This is a genomic window from Thalassotalea atypica (genome assembly GCF_030295975.1).
Taxonomy (GTDB): domain Bacteria; phylum Pseudomonadota; class Gammaproteobacteria; order Enterobacterales; family Alteromonadaceae; genus Thalassotalea_F; species Thalassotalea_F atypica.
Map to the genome: position 1 here is coordinate 380,923 of NZ_AP027364.1, position 17,962 is coordinate 398,884.

The 17,962-nt window shown below is 40.7% G+C and carries 23 protein-coding genes; 5 read left to right on the forward strand and 18 right to left on the reverse strand.

The features are described from left to right. Positions 1-21: 21 nt before the first annotated feature. Positions 22-615 carry an FMN-binding negative transcriptional regulator gene (locus QUE03_RS01725; RefSeq protein WP_286264473.1) on the reverse strand — a complete coding sequence of 198 codons (594 nt, stop codon included), beginning with the start codon at positions 613-615 and terminating at the stop codon, positions 22-24. Between the two features lie 27 nt (positions 616-642). After that, complete coding sequence (gene rluF, locus QUE03_RS01730) at positions 643-1,584, reverse strand: 23S rRNA pseudouridine(2604) synthase RluF (RefSeq protein WP_286264475.1); 942 nt, start codon at positions 1,582-1,584, stop codon at positions 643-645. Between the two features lie 141 nt (positions 1,585-1,725). Between rluF and QUE03_RS01735 the strand changes: the two genes are divergently transcribed. From QUE03_RS01735 to QUE03_RS01750, 4 genes are all read left to right on the forward strand, one after another. Continuing rightward, positions 1,726-2,352, forward strand: a complete 627-nt coding sequence (locus QUE03_RS01735) for a lytic transglycosylase domain-containing protein (RefSeq protein WP_286264477.1) — start codon at positions 1,726-1,728, stop codon at positions 2,350-2,352. A gap of 98 nt (positions 2,353-2,450) precedes the next feature. Beyond that, positions 2,451-3,014 (forward strand): DUF4136 domain-containing protein, encoded by a 564-nt coding sequence (locus QUE03_RS01740; protein WP_286264479.1) that lies wholly within the window; start codon positions 2,451-2,453, stop codon positions 3,012-3,014. Between the two features lie 9 nt (positions 3,015-3,023). Then, a complete protein-coding gene (locus tag QUE03_RS01745) occupies positions 3,024-3,185 on the forward strand; it encodes a hypothetical protein (RefSeq protein ID WP_286264481.1) in 162 nt (53 codons plus the stop codon). Positions 3,186-3,297: 112 nt separating this feature from the next. Continuing rightward, on the forward strand, positions 3,298-3,621 hold the full coding sequence (locus QUE03_RS01750; protein ID WP_286264483.1) for a ribonuclease E inhibitor RraB: 324 nt from the start codon (positions 3,298-3,300) through the stop codon (positions 3,619-3,621). Positions 3,622-3,647: 26 nt separating this feature from the next. Here QUE03_RS01750 and QUE03_RS01755 read toward each other — a convergent pair whose 3' ends face one another. From QUE03_RS01755 to QUE03_RS01830, 16 genes are all read right to left on the reverse strand, one after another. After that, on the reverse strand, positions 3,648-4,277 hold the full coding sequence (locus QUE03_RS01755) for a trimeric intracellular cation channel family protein (protein WP_286264485.1): 630 nt from the start codon (positions 4,275-4,277) through the stop codon (positions 3,648-3,650). Positions 4,278-4,304: 27 nt separating this feature from the next. Next, entirely contained in the window at positions 4,305-4,700 is a 396-nt protein-coding gene (locus QUE03_RS01760; RefSeq protein WP_286264486.1) for a rhodanese-like domain-containing protein, read from the reverse strand. A gap of 9 nt (positions 4,701-4,709) precedes the next feature. Next, entirely contained in the window at positions 4,710-5,669 is a 960-nt protein-coding gene (locus QUE03_RS01765; protein WP_286264489.1) for a cobalamin biosynthesis protein CobD/CbiB, read from the reverse strand. After that, positions 5,669-6,379 (reverse strand): 5'-methylthioadenosine/S-adenosylhomocysteine nucleosidase, encoded by a 711-nt coding sequence (gene mtnN / locus QUE03_RS01770; RefSeq protein ID WP_286264491.1) that lies wholly within the window; start codon positions 6,377-6,379, stop codon positions 5,669-5,671. Before mtnN ends, QUE03_RS01765 begins: the two co-directional genes overlap by 1 nt. 163 nt (positions 6,380-6,542) lie before the next feature. Continuing rightward, positions 6,543-7,205, reverse strand: coding sequence for a DUF2726 domain-containing protein (locus QUE03_RS01775; RefSeq protein WP_286264492.1), 663 nt, complete (start codon positions 7,203-7,205; stop codon positions 6,543-6,545). Positions 7,206-7,294: 89 nt separating this feature from the next. Further along, positions 7,295-7,924, reverse strand: a complete 630-nt coding sequence (locus QUE03_RS01780) for a dUTP diphosphatase (RefSeq protein ID WP_286264494.1) — start codon at positions 7,922-7,924, stop codon at positions 7,295-7,297. A gap of 38 nt (positions 7,925-7,962) precedes the next feature. After that, positions 7,963-8,877 (reverse strand): prenyltransferase, encoded by a 915-nt coding sequence (locus tag QUE03_RS01785; RefSeq protein WP_286264496.1) that lies wholly within the window; start codon positions 8,875-8,877, stop codon positions 7,963-7,965. A gap of 13 nt (positions 8,878-8,890) precedes the next feature. Beyond that, positions 8,891-9,583: an aspartate/glutamate racemase family protein gene (locus QUE03_RS01790; protein WP_286264498.1), complete on the reverse strand. Its 693-nt coding sequence runs from the start codon at positions 9,581-9,583 to the stop codon at positions 8,891-8,893. A gap of 13 nt (positions 9,584-9,596) precedes the next feature. After that, a complete protein-coding gene (locus QUE03_RS01795; RefSeq protein ID WP_286264500.1) occupies positions 9,597-10,280 on the reverse strand; it encodes a dienelactone hydrolase family protein in 684 nt (227 codons plus the stop codon). A gap of 85 nt (positions 10,281-10,365) precedes the next feature. Then, positions 10,366-12,183, reverse strand: a complete 1,818-nt coding sequence (locus QUE03_RS01800; protein ID WP_286264502.1) for a DUF885 domain-containing protein — start codon at positions 12,181-12,183, stop codon at positions 10,366-10,368. 293 nt (positions 12,184-12,476) lie between these two features. Next, positions 12,477-12,641 carry a hypothetical protein gene (locus QUE03_RS01805; RefSeq protein WP_286264504.1) on the reverse strand — a complete coding sequence of 55 codons (165 nt, stop codon included), beginning with the start codon at positions 12,639-12,641 and terminating at the stop codon, positions 12,477-12,479. A gap of 11 nt (positions 12,642-12,652) precedes the next feature. Beyond that, the gene (locus tag QUE03_RS01810) at positions 12,653-12,853 is read right to left on the reverse strand and encodes a diguanylate cyclase (RefSeq protein ID WP_286264506.1); all 201 of its coding nucleotides are present in this window, start codon (positions 12,851-12,853) and stop codon (positions 12,653-12,655) included. A 331-nt stretch (positions 12,854-13,184) separates the two neighbouring features. Beyond that, positions 13,185-13,376, reverse strand: coding sequence for a hypothetical protein (locus QUE03_RS01815; protein ID WP_286264508.1), 192 nt, complete (start codon positions 13,374-13,376; stop codon positions 13,185-13,187). 127 nt (positions 13,377-13,503) lie between these two features. Beyond that, entirely contained in the window at positions 13,504-15,117 is a 1,614-nt protein-coding gene (pckA, locus tag QUE03_RS01820) for a phosphoenolpyruvate carboxykinase (ATP) (RefSeq protein ID WP_286264510.1), read from the reverse strand. A gap of 290 nt (positions 15,118-15,407) precedes the next feature. Next, positions 15,408-16,271, reverse strand: a complete 864-nt coding sequence (hslO, locus tag QUE03_RS01825) for an Hsp33 family molecular chaperone HslO (RefSeq protein ID WP_286264512.1) — start codon at positions 16,269-16,271, stop codon at positions 15,408-15,410. A 6-nt stretch (positions 16,272-16,277) separates the two neighbouring features. Then, the gene (locus QUE03_RS01830) at positions 16,278-16,688 is read right to left on the reverse strand and encodes an RNA-binding S4 domain-containing protein (RefSeq protein ID WP_286264513.1); all 411 of its coding nucleotides are present in this window, start codon (positions 16,686-16,688) and stop codon (positions 16,278-16,280) included. A 265-nt stretch (positions 16,689-16,953) separates the two neighbouring features. Here QUE03_RS01830 and gspC point away from each other — a divergent pair, with 265 nt between their 5' ends. After that, complete coding sequence (gene gspC, locus QUE03_RS01835; protein WP_286264515.1) at positions 16,954-17,961, forward strand: type II secretion system protein GspC; 1,008 nt, start codon at positions 16,954-16,956, stop codon at positions 17,959-17,961. Position 17,962: the final 1 nt, after the last annotated feature.

The window sequence follows — 17,962 nt, forward strand, 5'->3', positions numbered from 1 at the left end:
GGCAGATTTTCAATGGCTGTCTTACAGGCTTAGTTGTTTCATTATATTTAACAATGATTGGCTTTCTGGCGTATCTAACTTGGTTAACGCTTTTAGCACGCCTTGTTGATCATCTATTGAACGATGCTGCCCAAGCTTCGCTTTCGCTTGGATATCATCAATGGATAAACTAAAACCAACGATACCTTTAAGTAATTTTTCTTGAATTTCTGGAGTAACAATATCGCGACGTTGTAAAAGCTCAGGCTCGTATTTTTTCATCAATGCATTGAGGCTGGCAATGGTTTGCTCATTTGATAAAGGTGTTAATGCTCCATGAACATGGACACTAACATAATTCCATGTAGGAACCGCTGGCGCTTTGTCATACCAGCTCGGTGAAATGTAATGGTGAGGCCCATTAAAAATAGCGACGGCTTTATCACCGGATGCAAATTTGCTTTGTGAATTGTTGCGAGCAAAATGGCCAACAATCGAGTTGGTTCTTTCATCGTAAATCAGTGGTAAGGGGCTTGCATTTAAATCCGTGGTCACGAGCGTGGCAAAGCCAAAGTTATCTATTAAACGAATGGCCTTTTTTGAGTCTTCAATATTCCATTTCTCCGGGACGTGCATGGTCAGTTCCTTCTATTCACATGTAGACTATATTTTCTTTTTCTTGCCTAAAGTCAAGGTGTTATTACTTGTTTTCTTTGAGCTGACTTTCCCAGATGTTGGTGCTTTACCTGCTGGAGTGTAACGAACAGGCCCTTTATTTACAGGGGCTTTCTTGGAAGGTGTTTCAGTCGGCTTTACTTCATTTTTCTGGTTAAGCTTGTCAATGCGATTTTGCTCTGCATCTACCTTGGCTGAGGTTTTACGTGACGATGCGACCGCGGTATTGATATCATTGAGCTCTTGTTTGGTCATGTCACGCCATTGGCCCGGCCTTAGCCCTGTTAAGTCGATATTCATGATCCGAGTACGTTTTAACTTTGTCACTTCATAACCAAGGAACTCACACATACGGCGAATTTGGCGATTGAGTCCTTGGGTTAAAATAATTTTAAACACAAATTTGCTTTGCATTGTTACCCGACATGGTTCTGTAATGGTGCCAAGAATAGGCACACCTTTGGACATACGGGTAATAAAACGTTCGCTGATGGGTTTATCAACAGTGACGATATATTCTTTATCGTGGGCATTTTCAGCACGGAGGATCTTGTTAACAATATCGCCGTCACTGGTTAGGAAAATTAAACCTTCTGAGGGTTTATCTAAACGCCCGATCGGAAAAATGCGCTCTTTATGATTAATAGCATCGATGATGTTGCCTTTGACATGACGCTCAGTCGTGCAAGTGATACCGATAGGTTTATGGTACGCAATATAAATTCTGTCAGACTTGTTTTTCGCACTGGCTGAAATAGCACGGCCATTTACTTTAACAACGTCGCCTGGCATTACTTTGGTGCCCAGTTCAGGTACTTTGTCGTTAATGGTGACGCGTTGTTGTTCAATCAGTTTATCCGCCTCTCGGCGAGAGCAATAACCAGACTCACTGATGAATTTGTTAAGCCTCTTTGCGTTGCTGTTTTCCACGTTCTAATCCTAACGGTAAATTAACACGCACATAATACCTAAAAACTGGATTTTTCGCGCTGACATTTTGTCTTAACTTTTAGACTTATCTGTTACGAAGATGTATTTTAATAGAAAACCTGAAATGGAGTTCACTATTTGATGTCTGGTTTAAATAAAACATTTTGCTTAGCGATGATGTTCTCGCTTCTTTCTGTTCAAACACTAGCGAGCAATACTGATAGAAACAGCCAAGTCTTTAAATATCAGTCTAAGACGGGCGTCACCTCCTTTTCAGATATTGAACCTATTGATATGTACTATGAAGTAATCAAAGCGGGGTGTTACGCTTGTCGAGTGAGTTCACAAGTGGATTGGTACAACACCAAGCTCTATCCGGAACAATACTTTGATGAAATTGAATATGCATCCCATTTATATCAAGTTGATGCCAATTTAATACGGGCGATTATTCATGCAGAATCTCATTTTCGTAAAGACGTTATCTCTAAACAAGGCGCGTTAGGGTTAATGCAGCTTATGCCTGAAACAGCAAAAGAATTGGGGGTGAGAAACCCTTTTATTGCTGAGCAAAATATCAGGGGCGGGACGAAACACTTAGCCAAGCTATTCAAAAAATATTATGGAGATATTCGACTTGTTGCCGCCGCTTATAATTCCGGTGAGGGAACTGTTAAGAAGTATAATGGTGTGCCGCCGTATCCTGAAACGAAGGTGTATATTGAACGTGTTGAAATTCTCCACAAAAGATACCGACAATCAATTTAATGCTTACCTCATATAGTGTTAGCCAAGCCAGACATTGTTGTATTTTTTTATATAATCGGTAGGCTAGAGTTTAATATTGGTATTAATGATGAAAATTCATGGTTAAACATTTCTTAGTACTTTGTCTTCTCTTGCTTGCTGGTTGCAGCGCGCCTAAGGTGGCCAAAGTTAAATATCAGGAAATCTTCGATTTTTCTACGATCCAAAAATACAGCCTTTATAAACGCGATGATGAGTTTAATGAGTGGCAGCTAATCAGTGATGCGACACGCAATGACATTGAATTTGCAATAGAAAACGCACTTGATGGTCAAGGATTTGTCTACTCTTCGCTAGAAGACTCTGATGTCGTGATCACCTATCATTTAGTTAGCGGCCGAGTATCAGGACTAAAAAAATACAACCATGGCGTGAATTACTGCTCGTATTGCCTTGTCAATGCAACGACGGGGTCACGCGCTGATAAACTTGCTATTGGGCCGGGCCATATCATTATTGATGCTGTCAACGCTAGAACTAAACGCTCGATATGGCGTTCGGGCTACCCACTGAATATTAAAGCGAAGGATAATAGTCGAGTAGCGCAAGACAAAATTCATCACGTGATTGCTCTAATGTTAAGCGGCTTAGGCAATCCCAAACTTCCACTGCAAAAAAGTTAGTTGGTGATCATGAAGCAGCCATCATTTCTTAAAACACTACTAAAGTGGTTTATCATCACTATGATTGTTTTTGCTGGGTTTATTACGATATTGCTTGGTCTAGGCTATTTGCTACATGAAAATGAGAAAGAAACACGAGCATTAAAAGAAGAGATTGAAGCGAGCCAGTAACGTCGTAAACTGCATGTATATAGATCACCATTTTAACCCTCACTTCATTCTTTACTATCTATCCTAAAGGGCTGCGCTTATAATTGCGCTAACTTGATTCAGAGAATTTATAATGACATTTCCAAATGATGAAACAGGACAAGTGTTGGCTGAAATGGCTGATGCTGGTATTGATCTAACCGTAATTCACGATGTTGTGTTTTTTCATCTTTTTGAAAACAAAGCTGATGCTGAGGCAATGCTTGCCCATCTAACGGATACTGCGCCTGACATGGTGGTGACGCTTCAACCAGACGAAACACCAAATGTTTGGGATGTAGACTGCAAAGTTAAAATGACGCCAAGCTATGATGGCATTGTGGCTCAAGAAGCTGAGTTTGAACAATTGGCGCAGAAATTCAAAGGATACAATGACGGTTGGGGGATAGAAGCTTAACACGCTTTTCGCTATAAATTTTTTCGTTAGTCTTTATCTGATTGCTCTAATATTTGAAAGGCAGGTAGTGATACTTGCCAGTAAATTGCCGCAAGTCTTAATGTCAACGCACTACTAACCGCGACAATAATCGAGATGTATTCTGGTACTTGCAAATGCACCATCAATACAAACAACGCTCCTCCCAATGCAGCTGCAGTCGCGTAAATTTCTTGTCGCAATATCATCGGGATTACGTTGCATAACACATCTCGTATCATCCCGCCCGCTACGCCTGTGATGGTGCCAAGCACAACGGCAGCCGTGTAAGAGGTTCCTAGGCTGATCGCTTTTTCTGTACCGAGTACAGCGAATAAAGCGAGCCCAAAAGCATCGGCTATCATTAAAAATCGTTTCGGGATCCGTTTTGGGCGACGAATAAAGACAATAGTTAGTAATGCGGTTGCTGAAATAATCCACAAGTAATAGGTTTGTTCAACCCAGAATACTGGCGTATTTAAAATAATGTCTCGGATTGTCCCACCACCAATTGCCGTGACCGAGGCAAGCACAATTACACCAAACGGATCGAGTTGATATCGGCCAGCCATTAATGCGCCGGATAGCGCAAAAACAATGATGCCGAAAATATCGAGCCAGAAGAGCAACTCACTCATACTTCAAATCCTGCTAATGGCTCAGCATTAATGAGACTCAACCGGTAGGTTGCTTTCAAGCCAACCATTCATGTCGCCGGATAAATGCTTAACTTGTGTATACCCTTTTGCTTTTAATAGTTGCTCTGCGATACCTGCGCGTCGACCAGAGCGACAATATACAATCACCATTTGATCTTTATCTTGAGGCATTAAATTTAGTTGCTCACCTAAAGTTGAATGGCTGATGTTGAGAGCACCTTTGATATGGCCGGCTTGATACTCTTTTGCCGAGCGCACATCAAGTAATGTATATGCAGGGGCGAGGGGCGCCGCTTGTAAACTAACAAGTTGTGGCTGAGTAAATGTGGCGCGTTCATTTGCGTTAGCGTATAGACTTGTTAATACCAGAACAATTGCAAGCATGAAGTTAAAACGTTTCATATTATTCCCTTATTGTAATAATTGAGATGTTACGGAAATAGCAGCGACGGTCACTGCCATTAGCGCATATATTCGCGACATAAATCGCTGTACATGTATGATATCTTTCGGCTCTGGCTGGCGGCCATTGTCATTAAATGCTTTTCGTCTGAGCTTGGTTCCATTATACATTGCTACACCACCTAATTTAATGTTGTGGGTGGGCGCAAAAAATGCCAAAACGCAGTTGTTGTTTACGCGAAAAAAGTGTTCCAAGGTCAATCGCCAAATCAAAACAAAATTATGCCCTACTGACAATATTAGGGCAAAAAGCAAAAATATCCGATTGGGTAACCATTGAATTATTTGAGAGAGTGCATTAGTAAATGCACCAAAATATTGAAAACGATGTTGCTTAATATTCCAACTGTAATGCATTTCGTGCAACAGACGATAACTGAACGCGACGAGCGATCCAAACGTTAAAAACAATAAAACCGGTACGAGATAAAGTTGCAAGTGCTTTAGTATTTGCATTTCGATCACGGCCTTGTTGATGCCTAAGCCCGAAAGTTGTTCTGTATCTCGTAAGATATAGTGATTGAGCAACTGCTTGGCGCGATAGTTATCATTAGCGGTCACAGCTTTGGCTGCCTTCTTCGCTACTGCAAAAATATCACCACAGCCAATCGCTAAATAAAGTAGTAAACCTTGCCAAAGTTCTGGTACAGCAACTAAAGACTCAAAAAGCCAGACAATCAGCCAAATCGGTACAAAAGTGATCAGCACAGCTATTATCCCCGCGACTCTTTGTTGTGCGTGGCTGTTTTCTGCTTTGTTGACTTTGTTCGCTAATGCAGCGCAGTAGAAACGAAAAGCTGCCCATGGATGGTGCGGCGCAATGCGTTGTATGGCTATGCGCGTGACCAACACAATAACCAGCAACAGTAATTGCTGGTTAAAGGCGCTTACATCAGTCCAAGTGATCATTAAGCGAGATTTTTTCCTTTTAGGCTGTCTAACATGCTTTCGACCAACTTCGATGAATTGACCGATGCTGTTTCAAGGTATGCTTCAAATGACGTTGGCGACTCTTTACCAGCAATATCCGACATCGAGCGAATAACAACAAATGGAGTGTCAAACTGATGACAAGTTTGTGCAATGGCAGCGCCTTCCATTTCTACCGCTGCCATGGTCGGGAAATTAGCTCGCGCTTTGGCGATGTCTTCATCAGCCGTCATAAATGTATCACCAGTAGTGATTAAACCAACTAACGTGTTGATGTTTTCAAGACTAGAAATTCCAGTTTGAGCTGCCTCTACCAATGTAGGGTGTGGAATAAATGCTGGTGGGCAGGCGGGTAGTTGGCCAATTTCATAGCCAAATGCGGTCACGTTAACGTCGTGATGTCTCACTTCCGAGCTGATCACAATATCGCCGACTTTTAGCGATTGATCAAAACCGCCCGCCGAGCCTGTATTAACAACATAGTCTGGTGAAAACTTATCAATAAGCAGTGCCGCGGCTAGTGCTGAAGCGACTTTTCCGATACCTGACTGGACGATAACCACGTCTGTGCCATTTAGTTGACCTTGATAAAACTCATAACCAAAATGTGTAGAGGTAACAGCATTGGTTAATGCACCTTTTAAAATAGCGACTTCCGGCTCCATCGCGCCAATAATGCCTGCTTTCATTTTTAATCCTAAACGTCGAAAATAATTCACTAGCACGATTATAAAGTGCTGATAGCAATTTGTCGCTACTAACCCTAAGACTCAAATCAATTCTCTGGTAAATAGCAAAAAAGCCGGATAACCGACTTTTTATATGATTTCACCCGAATTTTTCTTGGTAGCGCTAGTGAGTCAGTGCACCCAATTGCGGCGCTGGTATTTGCCGTGCCATTGCTGGAGTGGGTTCATTGACCGTATTTTTTGCGGCTGCTGCCGTGATAACACCGGTGGCTTTAGGGCGTGGTTTCACTAAAGGCGCGGGAATTGTGCGCCCTTTAATTTTTGGTGTTGCTGTGATTTTTTGCCCTAATAAACGAGTGGCAATACAAGCTCTAATTTCTTCAATGCTGTAGTTAGGTTTTACTTTGATGCGAATATGTGGAATCGACGCTGCTTCTAACGCACCGCTAACAAACCAGTCTTTCTTTACTTTGTAGCCTTTACCTTTGGTATCAACTAAGTCTAGCGTGCCGACCAGTTTCATGGTGTCACGATCACAAATGACAAAGTCTAAATAGCGGCTGTTAGCGTTATTAATGGCGGCTTGACTTGCCTTACTTGAAACGCCTTTACGTACGGTGACGATGTCAGATAGTTTGACGCGATTAATCACGCGATATTTTTCACCGAGGGCTTTTTCAACTAAGTTTTGAAAATTCTTTTCTGCGGGCGTAAATACGTTACTTTTACTGTCAAAAGGGAAGGGAAAACTGTTGTCGGTTAATCGACTCGCCAATAATGTGACAATAACAATTAAGCCAATCAGGCCTACAAGGATAAGTTCCATATACATCTCCAGCAATTCAAATTCTTGACGGATTAATTTCTATAATCCAATAAAGCAGAATTTGTGCCAGAGATGTAATGTATTACTTATTAGCTTGGATAATGACTCTTTAGCGCATTATAAAGTTGTTGTTGAAAGTCTTCAGCACTTGCATCTAAGGTGTTAACCACTTCTGCCAGTACTTCATTGTCTTCTTTACCATTCCAAACTTTAATGTACGTGCCTTCTTTGTAGCCGAAATCTTGACGGAAGAAGTTTAAAGTATTCTTTCCGACGTATTGTCTAAACAATTCATCTAAATCCATGTCAATCAAACGCATACAATCAGCAAAAGCCGCTGCATTAAATGCTTTGTCTGTTACTGCGCTAGAGGCTAACGACTCTAATGCCAGTTTAAAGTCAGACTCGTCAGTGCCTTGAGAGAGTTGCTCCGTTAATTCTGATGCAATTGCAGTAACGCTTTGCCCAGTCATTAATCGAAGACTTAAGCCGAAATGGAAAATGTCAACCAGCTCAAGTTGTACTTGAGGCACGTCAATTTCTTGGTGCTTCCACCATTTCCAACCGTGATGGTCGAGCATTTCAGCACATTCAACCCAAATTGCGCGGTACCATTCGTAGTTGTTGTTGCGCCATGTGTCGCTAACGCGAGAATTCATCGCATCTTGCATCGATAGCATTTGGTTAATTTGGTTTGTGGCAATTGTTAGAGCTGTCATGTATCTCTCAAAAATTCTTAAAAATCGAAAGGTATAGTTTACCTAAAAACGTCGCTAAATAAACTGATGGCCAAAATTAAAGGTGTTAATAAAGTGCAGGCAACATTGGTGGCCAAATAGATCGAATGGCTGCCAATAGAGCTACCGTAGGTGAGTGCACCTTTTAAGGAAAAAAGTGCCAACGGCAGAGTCAAGGTTGCAATTAATGATGTCTGAGGTATAAATTGATTAAACGCCAAATAAAAAATCATCCAATAGGGCGCTATCGCGCAAACTGCGTATATTATACTGCTAGTTTTTGTGCCATACCTGATCGGGAAGGTAGATCGCCCTATGCTTTTGTCAGCATCGATATCCGGAAATTGGTTTAACAACAATAAGTTGTTGATTTGGAAAAAAGGGACCAAAGACAACAGCAGTACGTCGGTTGGTATTTGCATGCTAAAAACCAAATAGGTGCCTAATACCATCACGGTACTAAATCCTACTCCAGGTGCTATTAAGCACAGTAAAGGTGAGCGGTTCAACCAAGTCGTATATGCGGCGACTACGGCTACGCCAAGTATACCCAACCACAGCAGCGCTGCGTTGATACAGAGAACGAAGTAAAGGCCAAGCAATACGGTTGAGCCTAGTGTTAATAGTCCAATCCACATAACGATGACTGCCAATTCTGGATGCATAGGTAAGGTGCCGCTACCACCACTGAACGGTGTTCTCTGGGTTTTTAAATCAAGCCCGCTCTTAAAATCTAAGTATTCATTAAGGGTATTGACGCTGATATGAGCACATAGTGCGGTCAATAAAATTAAGCACGACAAGGAGACGTCAATTTTGACACCATGGAATTTGGCCAAGCTTATGGCGAGAAATAGACATATTGGCGTTAAGACCAAAAAAGGCGGACGAAAAGTTTGTATGATAATAAGTGCTTTATTCGTTTTTCCGTCCATTTACCGTACTGAGTTAGTTCAAAGCAAACTTAACTGCCGCGTCTGCGTGTATTTTCGTGGTGTCAAAAAGTGGCACGTCGGTATCTTGCTGATTGATTAAAAGAGCAATTTCAGTGCAGCCTAGAATAACTCCTTGCGCACCCTTTTGGTACATATCATCAATTATTTCTAAATATCGTTGTTTAGATGAAAATTCAATCTTGCCCAAACATAATTCTTGATAAATGATGCGATGAATATCGTCAATTTGTGTTGTGGTCGGGATCATTACATCAATCCCGAATTTGTCGATCAGACGTTGCTTATAAAAATTTTGTTCCATGGTAAAACGCGTACCCAATAGACCTATTTTTGTAATATTATTGATCATCAACACTTGTCCCGTTGCGTCGGCAATATGAATGATAGGTATATCTATTTGTGCTTGAATATTGCCAGCAACTTTATGCATGGTGTTTGTGCAAATTAATAGGCAATCAGCGCCACCTGCCTGAATTGATTGGGCTGCTACCGTTAGGATGTCAGCAGTTTCTTGCCATTTGTTTTGATGTTGTAGTGTTTCAATGGGCTGAAAATCAACGCTGTTGAGCAGTATTTTGGCAGAATGTAATCCGCCTAATTGAGACTTAACACCTTGGTTTATCGCTTTGTAATAACTAACCGTGGACTCCCAACTCATGCCGCCGAGTAAGCCGATTGTTTTCATGGTCACTTCCTCTTCAGTAGCTTAAATTGCTTATTTCATTGCGGAGCAATGTCGGAGTTGATAGCAAACGAATATTGGTTAACAAAGGCAAATACAAGTTTATTGCATCTTGTTCAAAATTTGGTGATAACGAATTGAAAAAACCATGTTGCCATGGGGCCTTAATACATGAGGTTAAGTGACCCATTTTCAGTTTCTTACTGGCTATATCGACATCAAAATGAGGTTCGCTATCAGGAAAGATAATTGTACTCGGACAATTCATTCGAAGATCAAGGTAATGCCTTATTTGGCTTGGATAAAAGCCGATAAAATGTTTAACGTGAGTCGTATCGCGCCGCGCAGAAGTGGATGATGATTGACTTTTGCTTAAAGCGCGCCAACAAGCAGAGGCGCCAGCGCTAAAACCAAGTACAATGAATTGAGAGTCTTGAGATAATAATGTTTGAAGTGCCAGTATGACTTTTTCTAAGTAGGCATCATGACCGCACTGTTTGACAAAAGTTCGATAAACGGCCTTTTCACCAGCGACAAGGTCGGAGCAGCCTGTGAATGTAATCGCTGTATCATCCTTATCGGCGTGATAAGGCGTGACGAGATGAGTATTGACGCCATTTGCTTCAAAGCGTTCAATGAAATTTGATAATTGGGATGTATGGCCAAAAATATCACTACAAATTAATAGGTCTATCGCCATAAAATATTATTGTCCTTTTACATCAGTTTAAATAACTAAGGCCAGATAATCTGGCCTTAGACGTGAACATAAATCTACAGATAATCTATGTGCTTGCGATATATTGTGCGACTAATCGTTCAAGGATATCAAGCGGTACTGCGCCATTTTTCAACACAACATCATGGAAGTCTCTAAGATCAAACTTCTCACCAAGTGCTTGTTTAGCACGCTCTCTCAGCTCAAGAATTTTCATCATACCCACTTTGTATGAGGTAGCTTGTCCTGGCATGACAATATAACGCTCTATTTCTGAAACAACATCCGATTGTGCCATACCTGTGTTGGCTTTCATGTAGTCGATTGCTTGTTCTCTTGTCCATCGTTTTTCATGAATGCCAGTATCAACGACTAAACGAACCGCTCTAAATAATTCTGCTTGCAAACGGCCAATATTATCAAAGGGATCGTCTTGGAAGCCCAATTCCCAAGCGAGTCGCTCGGTATAAAGAGCCCAACCTTCGGTATAAGCAGTAAACGGTGAAATACGGCGAATAAATGGCATACCTTCGAGTTCCATTGATATCGCAATTTGGAAGTGATGCCCAGGAATACCTTCGTGGTAGGCCAATGTTCTCATGCTGTATTTTGGCGTAGCCTTGATATCATACAAGTTGGCAAAAAAGCGACCAGGACGACTGCCGTCAATGGCTGGCTGCTGGTAATAGGCACCAGGCGATGTCTTTTCTTTAAATTCAGGAATTCTTACCACTTCCATACCCGCTTTTGGGCGCACCCTAAAGGCATCATCAAGACCGACATTAATTTCATCTAAAATGGTTTGGTAATCGGCGAGAATTTGGGCTCTGCCTTCATCACTGTCTTCATAATAAAAGCGTTGATCAGCCGCCAGTGCTTCAATGGCAGCACTAAAACCTAAACTGGTATCAAAATTCTCAGCAGATAAGATTGCTAATATTTCGGCCTGAATTCGATCGACTTCAGTTAGGCCAATTTGATGAATTTCATCGGCACTATAGTCTGTGGTAGTGAAAAACTTTAATGAGGCTTGATACGCTTTATCGCCATTAGGTAAGCGCCAAAAACCATCATCTGTTCCTGCTCTATTTTTAAGTCGATCAAAATATTCAATAAACAATTGATATGCCGGGTAAACATAAGTGGTGATATTGCTTTCGGCACTGGCCAAAATTCGCGCTTGCTCTCCTACTGGAATCTCTTTTGCGTCATCAAGTTTCAGTTTTAAAGACGTATATAGAATGTTTTCAGTTGCAGGTGTTTCGATAAAATCAGTCATTTCTGTTAATACACGATCAATCACAAAGCGCGGTGGGATAATACCTTCTTGTTCTCGAATTTGAATGCCTGCCAAATTTTGTGCAAATTTAACCCGCACCGCTTCTAAACGTGCAAGGTAATTGTCTGCATCTTCAACAGTGTGTACCTGATGTTGCGCCTCCATAAAGCTTGGGTAGCCGTTTTGAACACCGAAAAGCTGGTTGACGGGATAATTGTGATACCTAAATTGCTCTGCTTGCTCACCAACATCAAGTAGATAAAGAGTGATCTCTTTTGATAGACGATCAGACTCCGACAAACTTTCATCATCATACTGTAATAAGGCTTGTTTAATCTTCGGCAATTTGGTGAATAACTCGTCAGCCCGTTCAGGACTATCATCATCTAACTTTGCGTTGTGGCTTTTAAAGCCCATTGACTCTAAAAAGCCAAGGGAGGTGAGTGTTTCCGGGCTTTCAAATGCAAATTGAATCAAGGTTCGATCAAGAAAAGCCCTGAAAATAAAAGGTTTTTCTGCTTTCCATTCATGTGTAGCGAATGCGCCCGCCAACAATATGATGATCAAAAGCCCTAAAAATAGCCTTTTAAAGAAAGTTTTTATCATAATTATCTCTGTTTTTATTATTTTGGCTGCAACACAATGGTGCTCCAGACGATAAATTCTTAACTGAAAGAGTTATAAATGCCTGAACTTAATGTATAGCATTTGAAGGGATTGGTTAAGTAAATTGTTAACTAGACTGTAACAACCCATCGAGATGTTCACCTCAATTAAGGTGCATTTGATTAAGGTAAACGTTTGAAGCATTGATATGCCTAGTGGTTTTTGCAGTATTCTTTTAATGTATTACGCCCAGCTTATTTTGCGCTATATAATGTTTTATCGGCTTGAGACAACTATTGGTTTGGTTTTATATCGGTTAAGTTTTCACTGCGGGAATAACTGACACTGACTGTGACGACTTTATCTGCCGATGCCGGTGTATTTTTGTGAGCAAGTCCTAGCTCCTTAATTCCATTACATATATATCGTGCAATAACATTGCTGGGACGGTGTGTCATATTAAGCCCCGTTAAGGACTTGTTAAGCACTTATCTCCAGCTTGATGGCCATAGTAGTCGTTATATTGTTTAAAATAATCGATATCAAAAATAATCTCTGTAAATGATTTACCATCGCGCAGGCAACGCTGCCATTCTAGGTCGTACTGCTCATCAAAAAATCGACTTTCGGTCAGTAATTGCCAAGAATATACTCGATTGTTTTTTGCCACCCATATTGATACTTGCCGTGGGCAGATCCAACCAATGGGGGAATGAACACTGAGTTACCGCTAAAGGCGTTATCTAACAGCTTTTCTTAGTTTAGTTGAATTAAGTTTACTGTCACGATATTGCTGTCTCACATTGAGGCTATGCTGACTCTATCAGGGGCGATGACAAGAAATCCTCGGTCATTCTAATTGTTGATGATGGAGTTGAGAACTTGACGTAAGCCGTGTAAGGATGCGCTGCTAGTTATGGCTAGGTTTGTGTCATAATCATTCAATAGTTACTCAACCAGTCTAATGAATTGTTTTGTTTCGGCAATACTTTCAATTGAAATTAGGCGCTGTTCACCCATATATTGGTTGAACAGCGCACGGTAAGTAACAGCGTTAGTAATGTAGCGCTGATTTGCCCAAGTGTGGTTTGCTTTATTTGGTTCTGTGCAATCACTGACAAAATAGCAACGGCACTTATGAATACCGCGATTAAACTAATCGCATCGAGCTTTAATCTTTGAACTCTTTGCATAAGTTTCCCTCGAAGCCGCTTCTTGGTAGTACTATTGTATCGATTGAAAATATCTGGTTTTAGTGTAATTTTAGTGACAAAAAAGCGGCTAGAAAGCCGCTTTAAAATAGTCGTTTAAAACAAGAAACTACTTTAGTTGAGGGCCAGCATCTACTAAAGACGCGCCACGTTCTGTGTCAGTAAATTTCTCAAAGTTTGCGACAAATCTTGTGGCTAAGTCATCAGCTTTTTGTTGCCATTGGCTAGCGTCTTCGTAAGTGTTACGAGGGTCAAGAATGTTGGTATCGCAGTCGTGAAGTGCTGTTGGTACCGTTAAGTTAAACAGTGGTAACGTGACTGTGTCTGCATTGTCAATTGAGCCATCTAAAATAGCATCAATGATCGCACGGGTATCTTTAATTGAAATACGCTTACCTGTACCGTTCCAACCAGTATTAACCAAGTAAGCTTCTGCACCGACATCGTTCATGCGTTTACGTAAAACTTCAGCGTACTGCGTTGGGTGTAAACTTAAGAACGCTGCACCGAAACAGCTTGAGAATGTTGGTGTAGGCTCTGTAATACCACGTTCAGTACCAGCAAGCTTTGCCGTGAAACCTGATAAGAAGTAGTATTCAGTTTGCTCTGGCGTTAGTTTAGCCACAGGAGGTAGTACACCAAAAGCATCTGCCGTTAAGAAAATGACTTTTTTAGCATGACCTGCACGAGAAACCGGCTTAACGATGTTGTCTATGTGGTGGATTGGGTAAGAAACACGTGTGTTTTCTGTCTTTGAATTATCGTCAAAGTCGATAGTACCATCAGCGGCTACGGTAACGTTTTCTAATAACGCATCACGTCGAATGGCATTATAGATATCCGGCTCATTTTCTTTGCTTAAATTGATGGTCTTAGCGTAACAACCACCTTCAAAGTTGAAAACGCCGTTATCATCCCAACCATGCTCATCATCACCAATCAGTTGACGCTTAGGATCTGTTGATAGCGTGGTTTTACCTGTGCCAGACAAACCGAAGAAGATAGCGGTGTCGCCATCTTTACCTACGTTGGCACTACAATGCATTGAGGCAATACCTTGAAGCGGAAGGTAGTAGTTCATCATTGAGAACATACCTTTTTTCATTTCGCCGCCGTACCAAGTACCACCAATTAATTGAATTTTTTCAGTTAAGTTAAAAGCTACAAAGTTTTCAGAGTTTAAGCCTTGTTCTTTCCACTTATCATTCACCGTTTTAGCGCCGTTCATGACAATGAAGTCTGGTTCGTAAGTTTCTAACTCTGCATCCGTAGGACGAATGAACATGTTCTTCACGAAATGTGCTTGCCACGCTACTTGCGTAATAAAGCGTACTTTTAAACGAGTCGCTTCGTCAGCGCCACAATAAGTATCGACAACAAATAAACGTTGACCAGAAAGTTGGTTAGTCACTAAGCCTTTTAAATGATCCCATGTTTCAGGTGTCATTGGCTTGTTATCGTTCTTACCTTGATCAGACCACCAAACGGTATCGCGAGTGGTGTCATCACGAACAATATACTTATCTTTAGGTGAGCGACCTGTAAAGATACCCGTGTCAACAGAAACTGCGCCCAATTCCGTGAGATAACCTTTGTCATAACCCTCAAGGCTCGCTTTCGTTTCTTCTTCAAACAACAAGTCATAAGAAGGATTGTAAACGATCTCAGAAACATTAGTGATTCCGTATTGAGATAAGTCAATCGAGGTTGCCAAGGCAGACATAGTTCATACTCTCCAATTGGGTATAGCAAAAATTTAAAATTTAAGGCTCAGAATATCTCTGAGGTCGCAATTCTAGGGCATGACTGAGCAAAACAAAAGCAATAATTTTTTCTGACTGAAAGTTTTCATCTTTTATTACAATGTTAAGGTTATTTAGTGGTTTTTTTATGTAAAAAAACGACAAAATGAGATTTAAACTAGAAAATGAACGTGGTAGAAACGCTTTAATTACGGGGATGGTTTATAAAAAAGGACGCAAAATAGCGCCCTTTATATCAATTTTGTATTAACTAGTGTTTTATTTCATTTAAATAACTAGATAACTGGCTTTCATCGAAGGCATAAGTTGTTTGACAGTAATCACAAGTCATACTGACGTTACCTTGTTCTTCAATGAGTTTTTTTAGCTCAATTGGATTGAATTGCGAGATTGCATTTAAGCATTTTTCTTCTGAGCAAGAACAGCTGTATGACACCGACTGAGGTTCAAAAATTCGTACTTCTTCAGCGTGATACAGTCGATGAAGCAAATCTTGTGCTTCTAATGAAAATATCTCGTTAGGCTTAATAGTATTGGTTAATTGACATAAGTGATCATAATCACTCATTTGTTGCTCTTTATTACCACTGTCAGGCAATAACTGAACTAGTGCGCCTCCGACTGTTTCCTTTTTTATATCAGTAAAAAGCCATAAAGACGTAGGAATTTGGTCTGAAGTTTCAAAATACTGGGCCAAACACTCAGCAACTGTCGGCTTATCTAATAACACAACACCTTGATAGGGTTCGCCTTTGTCAGGCCTGATAGTGATTACCATTGTCCCTTTGCCAATCAAATTTTCTAAGCCCGTCGCACTTGTTTCTTCATTAACTTTAGCAATACCGCGCATGATTTGATCATGGGTACCATTGATTACTGCATAGGATACAGGACCTTTACCTTGTAACTGAACAGCAATTTCGCCTTCAAATTTAAGTGTGGCTGTTAATAAACAAGTTGCCGCAAGTAGTTCACCTAATAGTGCTTTGACACCATCTGAATAATTATGGCCATCGATAATATCTTTAAACGTATGATGTAATTGAACCAATTCGCCACGGGCATGCATGCCATCAAATAAGTAGCGATTTAAGACATCGGTGTTAGGAGTCATTGTTGATTAGATCCTTTCTTTCAGTTGACGTATTTGACGTCGTTGTTTTTTGTCTGGTTTATTTTCACTGGCGGGGCTAAGCAAAATACCTTGTTTACGGGCAAGCGTATTTCGTTCACGGCTTTCTGCGCTTTCTTTTGTTTCTTTATACAGGGTAGAGGCAAATGTTGCATCACGCCTTTTATCTGCCAACGCAATCACTTTAACTTCCTTTTCTTCGTACCCTTGACGCAATCTAATTATGTCGCCCAAAGATACAGCCTTACCTGATTTAGTGCGTTGACCATTGTAGAAAACCTTACCACCGTCAATCATTTGTTTGGCAATTGCCCTGGTCTTATAAAAACGCGCAGCCCATAGCCATTTGTCTAAACGAGTCGCAGTTGAATCAACTTTCGTTGATTGAGTAATAGCCATAAGCCGCTCCGGTGAAAATTTGCGCGCAAGGTATCATAAATCGCTGTTTTTCGCTACTCATCGTCACTTATTATCGTTGCCTTTGAATTAAAATAGTGACTTTAGCCACATTCATGAGTAAGGCTAAAGTCACTGTGTAATATTCTTAGTGTAGAAATGGACAGGTGGAATACAAGAGAATTAAATGTATTGACTTTATACACTCAGTTTCAATATTGTTAACAAAATGTTGCAACGAGGCTGGGTGTAAAAATAGTTAAATTTTATGTTGATAGCTTGTTGCTTAGCCGCAGGTCAAGTATTATCAAGCGTATTATCAGGATTATTCAATAACTATAACATGCAAATGCCTAATGATTTTGCCACGCTTACAGCAGCACTGGCTAAGCTTCCACATATCAAAATCGCGAAAGCGATCAGTGTTACTGCGTTAGTATATATCGCGTATGTGTGTGCGCAATTAACTTGGCAATTAAGCGCTGATGTTACACCTATTAGCATTGGGCACTCTGGTGTTAAAGCCACTGATAAATTCAACACAAAGCCGGGAACTAATATTGATAAATTAGTGGCACTAAACTTGTTTGGTAAAGTCAATGTGTCGGCAAATGTCACAGAAACGGTTATGGTCGATGTACCTGAAACTAAACTGAACCTGACCTTATCTGGTGTCGTTGCATCTTCAGATCAAAGTAAAGCCGCAGCGATAATTGAGCGAAGTGGTGCTCAGGAAACTTATGGCATTGGAGATAAAATATCTAATACTCGAGCAACTTTAGAGCAAGTACATGCAGATCGTGTGATCATCAAACAATCTGGCCGAATGGAAACTTTAATGCTTGATGGTTTTGATTATTATAAAGCAAAGCAACAACCTAAGCCCCGTCCTAAGCAGAATGTATCATCAAAAAACTCATCAGGCGCGAAGGTCATTGATCATCGCGAAAATGAGTCGTTTTTAACTCAAGCAAAACTATTTAAACAAGACGTGGTCAATAACCCTAGCAACATTGGGGCATATTTGAACATACGACCAGCACGCATAAATAATGAAGTGATCGGTTATAAACTATCGCCAGGAAAGAGCTCCGATTTTTTTAAAGCGTCAGGGCTAAAATCTGGTGATGTTGCAATACAAATGAATGGTCTCGACTTAACTGAAGGCAGTCAAGCACAACAAGCACTACAGTTATTAAAATCAGAACAAGAAATATCATTACTTGTAGACCGTAATGGAGAGTTAACCGAAATACTATTTAGTATTGAGAATTAGT

What these genes read in the sequence shown, in the direction of transcription:
- QUE03_RS01800 (WP_286264502.1), bottom strand. Translation starts at nt 12,183, where the DNA reads ATGATAAAAACTTTCTTTAAAAGGCTATTTTTAGGGCTTTTGATCATC.
- QUE03_RS01780 (WP_286264494.1), bottom strand. Translation starts at nt 7,924, where the DNA reads ATGACAGCTCTAACAATTGCCACAAACCAAATTAACCAAATGCTATCG.
- QUE03_RS01790 (WP_286264498.1), bottom strand. Translation starts at nt 9,583, where the DNA reads ATGAAAACAATCGGCTTACTCGGCGGCATGAGTTGGGAGTCCACGGTT.
- QUE03_RS01740 (WP_286264479.1), top strand. Translation starts at nt 2,451, where the DNA reads ATGGTTAAACATTTCTTAGTACTTTGTCTTCTCTTGCTTGCTGGTTGC.
- QUE03_RS01815 (WP_286264508.1), bottom strand. Translation starts at nt 13,376, where the DNA reads ATGCAAAGAGTTCAAAGATTAAAGCTCGATGCGATTAGTTTAATCGCG.
- QUE03_RS01755 (WP_286264485.1), bottom strand. Translation starts at nt 4,277, where the DNA reads ATGAGTGAGTTGCTCTTCTGGCTCGATATTTTCGGCATCATTGTTTTT.
- pckA (WP_286264510.1), bottom strand. Translation starts at nt 15,117, where the DNA reads ATGTCTGCCTTGGCAACCTCGATTGACTTATCTCAATACGGAATCACT.
- hslO (WP_286264512.1), bottom strand. Translation starts at nt 16,271, where the DNA reads ATGACTCCTAACACCGATGTCTTAAATCGCTACTTATTTGATGGCATG.
- QUE03_RS01745 (WP_286264481.1), top strand. Translation starts at nt 3,024, where the DNA reads ATGAAGCAGCCATCATTTCTTAAAACACTACTAAAGTGGTTTATCATC.
- QUE03_RS01735 (WP_286264477.1), top strand. Translation starts at nt 1,726, where the DNA reads ATGTCTGGTTTAAATAAAACATTTTGCTTAGCGATGATGTTCTCGCTT.
- QUE03_RS01830 (WP_286264513.1), bottom strand. Translation starts at nt 16,688, where the DNA reads ATGGCTATTACTCAATCAACGAAAGTTGATTCAACTGCGACTCGTTTA.
- gspC (WP_286264515.1), top strand. Translation starts at nt 16,954, where the DNA reads ATGTTGATAGCTTGTTGCTTAGCCGCAGGTCAAGTATTATCAAGCGTA.
- QUE03_RS01725 (WP_286264473.1), bottom strand. Translation starts at nt 615, where the DNA reads ATGCACGTCCCGGAGAAATGGAATATTGAAGACTCAAAAAAGGCCATT.
- QUE03_RS01775 (WP_286264492.1), bottom strand. Translation starts at nt 7,205, where the DNA reads ATGGAACTTATCCTTGTAGGCCTGATTGGCTTAATTGTTATTGTCACA.
- QUE03_RS01795 (WP_286264500.1), bottom strand. Translation starts at nt 10,280, where the DNA reads ATGGCGATAGACCTATTAATTTGTAGTGATATTTTTGGCCATACATCC.
- QUE03_RS01805 (WP_286264504.1), bottom strand. Translation starts at nt 12,641, where the DNA reads ATGACACACCGTCCCAGCAATGTTATTGCACGATATATATGTAATGGA.
- QUE03_RS01765 (WP_286264489.1), bottom strand. Translation starts at nt 5,669, where the DNA reads ATGATCACTTGGACTGATGTAAGCGCCTTTAACCAGCAATTACTGTTG.
- mtnN (WP_286264491.1), bottom strand. Translation starts at nt 6,379, where the DNA reads ATGAAAGCAGGCATTATTGGCGCGATGGAGCCGGAAGTCGCTATTTTA.
- QUE03_RS01785 (WP_286264496.1), bottom strand. Translation starts at nt 8,877, where the DNA reads ATGGACGGAAAAACGAATAAAGCACTTATTATCATACAAACTTTTCGT.
- QUE03_RS01760 (WP_286264486.1), bottom strand. Translation starts at nt 4,700, where the DNA reads ATGAAACGTTTTAACTTCATGCTTGCAATTGTTCTGGTATTAACAAGT.
- QUE03_RS01750 (WP_286264483.1), top strand. Translation starts at nt 3,298, where the DNA reads ATGACATTTCCAAATGATGAAACAGGACAAGTGTTGGCTGAAATGGCT.